The 7,498-nt window shown below is 74.7% G+C and carries 3 protein-coding genes; all 3 read left to right on the top strand.

What is annotated here, in order from left to right; translation table 11 throughout:
* Positions 1-3: 3 nt before the first annotated feature.
* The 3 genes from AC0AIB_RS05455 to AC0AIB_RS05445 all read left to right on the top strand — a co-directional run bounded on the left by AC0AIB_RS05455 (position 4) and on the right by AC0AIB_RS05445 (position 7,496).
* The gene (locus tag AC0AIB_RS05455) at positions 4-5,505 is read left to right on the top strand and encodes a type I polyketide synthase (RefSeq protein WP_465096153.1); all 5,502 of its coding nucleotides are present in this window, start codon (positions 4-6) and stop codon (positions 5,503-5,505) included.
* Between the two features lie 96 nt (positions 5,506-5,601).
* The gene (locus tag AC0AIB_RS05450) at positions 5,602-6,657 is read left to right on the top strand and encodes an ABC transporter ATP-binding protein (RefSeq protein WP_465096151.1); all 1,056 of its coding nucleotides are present in this window, start codon (positions 5,602-5,604) and stop codon (positions 6,655-6,657) included.
* On the top strand, positions 6,654-7,496 hold the full coding sequence (locus AC0AIB_RS05445; RefSeq protein ID WP_328348231.1) for an ABC transporter permease: 843 nt from the start codon (positions 6,654-6,656) through the stop codon (positions 7,494-7,496). Before AC0AIB_RS05450 ends, AC0AIB_RS05445 begins: the two co-directional genes overlap by 4 nt.
* Positions 7,497-7,498 lie beyond the last annotated feature (2 nt).

The following is a 7,498-nucleotide window of genomic DNA, read 5'->3' as shown; positions in this document are numbered from 1 at the left end:
CCGATGAGCGTCTCACTGGACGAGGTCGTCAGTGCGCTGCGCGCGTCCCTGCTCGACAACCAGAAGCTCAAGCAGCAGAACCAGCAGCTCGTCGCCACGCTCAGCGAGCCGCTGGCGATCATCGGCATGAGCTGCCGGTTTCCCGGCGGTGTCCGGTCGCCGGAGCAGTTGTGGGAACTGGTCGCCACCGGCACGGACGCGATGGCGCCGTTCCCCGCCGACCGGGGCTGGGACCTCGACGCGCTCTACGACACCGACCCGGACAGCCGGGGCACCTCGTACGTGCGGGAAGGGGGGTTCCTGCACGACGCCGGGGACTTCGACCCCGCCTTCTTCGGCATCTCGCCGCGCGAGGCCCTCGCCATGGACCCGCAGCAGCGGCTCCTGCTGGAGACCGCCTGGGAGACGTTCGAGCACGCCGGGATCGACCCCACCACGCTGCGCGGCACGCCCACCGGCGTGTACGCGGCCACCAGCAGCCAGGGCGACTACGCGGCCCTGCTGGCCGGGGTCGGCGGCGGCGTCGAGGGCTACCTCGGCACCGGCAGCGCCGCCGCCGTCGCCAGCGGCCGCATCGCGTACGCCCTCGGGTTGGAGGGGCCGGCGGTCACCGTGGACACCGCCTGTTCCTCGTCCCTGGTCGCGCTCCACCTGGCTGCGCAGGCGCTCCGGCTGGGGGAGTGCACCCTCGCCCTCGCCGGCGGGGTGTCGGTGATGGCCACCCCGACGGTGTTCGTCGAGTTCTCCCGCCAGCGCGGCCTCTCCACCGACGGCCGGTGCAAGTCGTTCGCCGCCGCCGCGGACGGCACCGGCTGGTCCGAGGGGGTCGGCATGCTCCTCGTGGAGCGGCTCTCCGACGCCCGTCGCAACGGGCACCCGATTCTCGCCGTGGTCCGGGGCAGCGCGGTCAACCAGGACGGGGCGAGCAGCGGCCTGACCGCCCCGAACGGCCCGTCCCAGCGGCGGGTCGTCGCCCAGGCCCTGGCCAACGCGGGGCTGACTGCCCACCAGGTCGACGTGGTCGAGGCGCACGGCACCGGCACCACCCTGGGCGACCCGATCGAGGCGCAGGCGCTGCTGGCCACCTACGGACAGGGGCGGCCAGCGGACCGTCCGCTGTGGCTCGGGTCGGTGAAGTCGAACATCGGGCACACCCAGGCCGCGGCGGGCGTCGCCGGGGTGATCAAGATAGTGCTCGCCATGCGTCACGGCGTGCTCCCCGCCACGCTGCACGTCGACCGGCCCACCCCGCACGTCGACTGGTCCGCCGGCGCGGTACGGCTGGCGACCGAACGGATGCCGTGGCCGGACGGCGACGGCCCGCGCCGGGCCGGTGTCTCCGCCTTCGGGGTCAGCGGCACCAACGCGCACGCCATCCTGGAGCAGGCCGCTGCGGAGGACACCGTCGCGGCCACCCCGGCCGGACGGCAGGCCCCGCCCGCCCCGTGGCTGGTCACCGCCCGCTCCGCCCCGGCGCTGGCCGGGCAGGCCCACCGGTTGCTGGAGCGGCTGGCCGCCGATCCCGGGCTGCGCCCGGGCGACGTGGCGTACTCGCTGGTCACCACCCGGGCAGCGATGCCGCACCGGGCGGTGGTCACCGGGGACGACCGCAACGCGCTCGTCGAGGGCCTACGGGCAGTCGCCGAGGACCGCCCGGCCCCCAACGTGCTGCGCGGGGTGGCCCGTCCGGGCGGCAGGCTCGCCGTCCTGTTCACCGGTCAGGGTGCCCAGCGGGTCGGCATGGGCGCCGGGCTGCACCGGCGGTTCCCCGGGTTCGCCGCCGCGTTCGACGAGGTCGTGGCCGAACTCGACAAGCACCTGAGCCGGCCGTTGCGCGAGGTGGTGTTCGCCGCACCGGACACCCCGCAGGCCGCGCTGCTGGACCGGACCGAGTTCACCCAGCCGGCCCTGTTCGCCTACGAGGTGGCCGTGTACCGGCTGGTCACCTCCTGGGGGGTACGGCCGGCGTACCTGCTCGGGCACTCGGTCGGCGAACTGGCGGCGGCGCACGTGGCGGGTGTGCTGTCGCTTCCCGACGCGGCGGCCCTGGTGGCCGCGCGGGCCCGGTTGATGGGGGCGCTGCCCGTCGGTGGTGCGATGCTCGCCGTGCGGGCCACCGAGGCCGAGGTGGCCGCGTTGCTCGACGACCGGGTGGCCCTGGCCGCCGTGAACGGCCCCGCGTCGGTGGTCCTCTCCGGCGACGAGCATGCGGTGCTCGCGGCCGGGGAACAGCTCGCCGGCCAGGGCCGACAGATCCGCCGGCTGCGGGTCAGCCACGCGTTCCACTCCGCCCGGATGGACGCCATGCTGGACGACTTCCGGGTCGTCGCCGAGAAGGTCACCTGGCACCCGCCGACCGTGCCGCTGGTCTCCGACCGCACCGGCGAGCCGCTCACCGCCGCCCAGGCCACCGACCCGGGTTACTGGGTCGAACACGCCCGGGACACCGTCCGGTTCCACCGGGGCGTCGCCACCCTGGCCGCCGCGGGCACCGGGACGTTCCTGGAGATCGGCCCCGACGCGGCGCTCACCCCGATGGCCCGGGAGTGCCTGCCCGACCTGGAGGCGGCGGCGTTCGTGGCGACGGCCCGCCGGGACTCCTGCGAGGTGGCCGGCTTGCTCACCGCCGTCGCGGCGGTGGACCTGCGCGGCGGCGGAATGCGCTGGCCCGAACTCTTCGCCGGTACCGACGCCGTCCGGGTCGACCTGCCCACGTACGCCTTCGCACACGAGCGGTACTGGCCCGACCCGATCACCTTCGGCCTGCCTCCGGCGGACACCGGGGAGGACCGGGAGTTCTGGGCGGCCGCCGAGAGCGGGGACACCTCCGCGCTGGCGGCCGTGCTCGGGGTCGACGCCGACCGGGGGGAGGCGCTCCGGGCGGTGCTGCCCGCCCTGGCCGGATACCGGGACCGGCGTCGTCGCGTGTCCCGCGTGGACGCTCTGCGGTACCGCACCGGCTGGGTGCCCGTCGTGGCACCGTCCGGGCCGGCCCCGGCCGGGCGCTGCCTGGTGGTCGCGCCGGACGGTGCGCCGATCGGGCCGGTGCTGGCGGCGCTGCGCACCGAGGGGCTCTCCCCGGTGCCCGTGCCGGTCCGCCCCGGCGACGACCCGGGCGACGCGGTACGGGCGGCGCTCGGCGCGGACACCGACGCCCCGGCCCGGGTGCTGTCCCTGCTCGACGCGTACGACGACCGGTCGGACCCCGCAGTGCTGGCCGACACCGCAGTGCTGGCCGACACCGCCGGACTGGTCCGCGCCCTCGCCGATGCCGGGGCCGCCGTCCCGATGTGGTGCGTCACCCGTGGGGCGGTCGCCGTCGACGCGGATGATCCCGCGCCGCGCCCCGCCGGGGCGTCCGTCTGGGGCCTGGGCCGGGTGCTGGCGCTGGAGCAGCCCCGTCTCTGGGGCGGCCTGCTGGACCTGCCCGCTGCCGGCGACGAGGCGGACCTGGCCACGTTGGCGCGGGTCGTCGCAGGTGGTGGGGACGAGGACCAGGTCGCCGTCCGCTCCGGTGTGCTGCATGCCCGGCGACTGGAACACGTCCCGACCGGTCCGGCCGCCACGGGCGTGGCGTGGCGGCCCCGGGGTGCGGTGCTGGTGCACGGTGGCGCGGCGGTGCGCGGCCCACACGTGCTGCGCTGGCTCGCCGCCCGGGGCGCGACCCACCTGCTCCTCGCCGGGGCCCCGGTGTCGGCCGGGTTGACCGCCGAACTGTCCGCCGGTGGCGTCGACCTCACCACGGTCGCCGATCCCGCCGCGCTGCCGGCGGCACTGGACCGGCTCGACGCGGCCGGGACACCGGTGCGCACCGTGCTGCACCTCGTCGACTCCAGCGGACCCGGCGTCCCGGTCTCCGCCGTCACCCCGGCCGACCTCGCCACCGAGGTCGGCGAGCAGGTCGCCGCCGTGGCCGCCCTCGACGCCGCCTGCGTCGACCGGCCCTTCGACGAGTTCGTCGTCTTCACCTCGACCGCCGCCACCTGGGGAGGTGGCGGGGCGGCCGTCGCCGCCGCCACCGGTGCCGCGCTGGAGGCCCTGGCCGCCGGTCGCCGGGCCGCCGGCCGACCGGCCACCGTGGTGGCCTGGGCACCCTGGGTCGACGAGGTCACCGAGCCGGGCCAGCTGCGGCGGCGGGGCATCGTGCCGCTCGATCCGGAGCTGGCCGCCGACGCACTGCTGCGGACGGTCGAGGGACGCGACGACGCCGTCGCGGTGGCCGATGTCGACTGGCCCGCGTTCGTGCCGGCCTTCACCGCCGTGCGTCCGTCGCCGCTGCTGCGCGGCGTTCCGGAGGCGGCCGAGGTCGACGAGGCCGCCGGGCGGGTCACCGCGACGGCGACCGACCCGGCCCGTGCCCTGCGGGACCGGCTCGCCGGTGCCTCGGCCGCCGACCGGCACCGCATCCTGCTGGACCTGGTCCGGGCGCACGTGTCCACAGTGCTCGGGCACGCCTCGCCGGGCGCGATCGAGGCCGACCGGGATTTCCTCGAGCTGGGCTTCGACTCGCTGACCGCACTGGAACTGCGCGACGCCCTGCGCCAGGACACCGGGGCGGAACTCTCCGCCACCCTGCTCTTCGACCACTCCACCCCGGCCGAGCTGGCCCGTCACCTGCTCGGCCGGATCCTCGGCGACGCGGCCGGCGACGCGCCGGTCGAGGGGGCCACCGCGGAGGGCGCGGGCGGGATCCTCGGCGCGCTGTTCCGTGGGGCGAAAGCGCGCGAGGACGCCGCCGGGTACGCCGAACTGCTGGTGAAGCTCGCCCAGTTCCGCCCCAGTTTCACCGAGCCGGGACAGCTCACCCGTCCGGCCGGGATCGTGCGGCTCGCCGAGGGACCGGGCACCCCGGTCGTCTGCTGCTGCACCATGTCGCTGCTGTCCGGCGCCCACGAGTACGCCCGGTTCGCCGCCGGGCTGCGGGGCCGGCGCGACGTGTGGGCGCTGCCGAACCCGGGCTTCGGGGTCGGGGAGGAACTCCCCGTCGACCTCGACGCGCTGCTGCGGGTGCACGCCGACACCGTGCTACGCACCGTCGGCGACGGCCCGTTGGTGCTGGCCGGGCACTCCGGCGGCGCGATGGTGGCCAATGTGCTCGCCCGGGAGCTGGAGCGGCAGGGGCGGCCACCGGCCGCGGTGGTGCTGATGGACACCTATCCGGCCGACAGCGAGGTGCTCGGCGGCTGGACGAACCAGCTGCTCGACGGGATGGTCGAGCGGGACAGCGCGTACACCCCGATGGACGACCACCGGGCCACCGCCTGGGCCGGCTACCTCCCCCTCTTCCTGGGCTGGCGGCCGGCGCCGATGGAGTCGGCCACCCTGCTGGTCCGGGCCGGCGAGCCGCTGGGGGAGTGGTCCGGCGAGCCGGGCGGGTGGCGTTCCCGGTGGCCGTATCCGCACGAGGTGGCGGACGCGGCGGGCGACCACTTCACGATGGTCGGCGAGCGGGGTCCGGACCTCGGCGCGACCGTGCACGAATGGCTGGCCGGACGAGATCTCTGAGGCCGGCCGGGCACCGTGCCCCTGGCCTGCCCCTAGCACCCCCTATCGGAGCGAGAAGAACTGTCCCACCGGGACCCAGGACGGGAGCATGACGACGTGGACGACGCAGTAGTGGTCGAGGAGCTGGTCAAGAAGTACCGGCCCGACATGCCGCCGGCGGTGGACGGGCTGAGCTTCTCCGTCGCCGCGGGCGAGGTCTTCGGTCTGCTCGGGCCCAACGGCGCCGGCAAGACCACGACGATCGGCGTGCTGACGACGCGGGTCCGGGCCACCTCCGGCCGGGCCGTCGTGTGCGGCGCGGACGTGCTGGGCGCACCGGCGGTGGCGCGGAAGCTCCTGGCGGTCGTCCCGCAGCGGGTGAACCTGGACCGGTCGCTCAGCGTCCGGGAGAACCTGCTCTTCCATTCGGCGTACCACCGGATCCCCCGGTCGCAGCGGCTGCGCCGCGCCGACGAGCTGCTGGAGCAGATGGGGCTCGCCGAGCACGCCAAGTCCCGGACCGACTTCCTCTCCGGTGGCCTGGCGCAACGCACCATGATCGCCCGCGCGCTCATGCACGAGCCCCGGGTGCTCTTCCTCGACGAGCCCTCCGGCGGCCTCGACCCGCAGTCGCGGCTGTTCGTGCACGACCGGATCGCCGAGCTGAAGCGGGCCGGGGTCACCGTCGTGGTGACCACCCACGACATGGACGAGGCGGCGAAGCTCTGCGACCGGGTCGGCATCGTCGACCACGGGAAGCTGCTCACCCTCGGCACGCCGACCGCGCTGACCCGGACCCTGCCGGGCAGCAGCACGTTGACCCTGGTGGTCGCGGCCGGTGCCCCCGCCGAGGAGGTACAGGCCGCCCTGGACAACATCCCGGACGTCGAGCGGGTGGAGCGTGTGCGTCCCGGCGGCGCCCCGGCCGCTCCGGCCGGGGGCATGCCGATGCTGCCGGGCATGCCCCCGATGCCGACGCCGGCCCCGCAGGCCACCGCCGACCCGGACACCACGCTGTCGTTCCGCCTCTACACCTCGGGCGCACCGGCCAACGCCGTGCCGATGGCGCTGAAGATCCTCACCGACCTGAACTGCGCGGTAAGTGATCTCAGCATCGGCCAGCCCAGCCTGGAAGACGTGTTCATCCACCTGACCGGAAGGGAACTTCGGTGAGCGTCACCGCCCCCGTCACACCGTCCGCGCCGGCGTCGGCCACGACGCCCACGCCGGTGCGCTGGTCGGACCAGTTCGCCACCTTCCGGGCCGTGCTCTGGCGCGACCTCTTCGTCACCAGCCGGGGCGAGCTGGTCGGCTTCGTCGCCCAGGTTCTCATCCAGCCGCTGTTCATGCTGCTGATCTTCGGCAAGGTCCTCGGTGACCTCGGGTACGCCAGCGACAACTTCGCCAACGTGCTGCTGCCCGGCGTGGTCGCGCTGAACGCGTTCCTGATCGGCCTGGAGAACACCGCCCTGCCCATGGTGATGGACTTCTCGTTCACCCGGGAGATCGAGGACCGGCTGCTGGCCCCGATGGCGATCCCGCTGGTGGCCATCGAGAAGATCGTCTTCGGCGCGATCCGGGGTCTGATCGCCGGCCTGTTGCTCATCCCGATCGGGATGCTGATGCTCGACGTGAGCTGGCCGCTGTCGACGGTGCTGTCGGTGCTCGGCGTGCTGGTGATCGGTTCGCTTGTTGGTGCGGCCATGGGGCTGACCTTCGGCACCCTGGTCCCACCGAACATGATCCAGATCATGTTCACCGTGATCATGACGCCGTTGATGTTCACCGGCGCCACCCAGTTCCCGCTGCGCGCGCTCGACTCGATGCGCTGGTTCCAGGTGATCTGCGCGCTCAACCCGCTCACCTACGTCAGCGAGGCCACCCGGTCGCTTGTCGCCCCGCCCGGGGTCGAGTCGGTGCCGCTCTGGCTGGACCTGCTGGTCCTGACGGTGGTCTTCGTGTTCTTCACAGTCGTCGGCATCCGCGGCTTCATGCGCCGGGCGATGGACTAGGA

Source organism: Micromonospora sp. DSM 43699 (assembly GCF_055517075.1).
The sequence above is the reverse complement of the archived record's forward strand: the minus strand, read 5'-3'. Positions and strand labels throughout refer to the sequence as shown.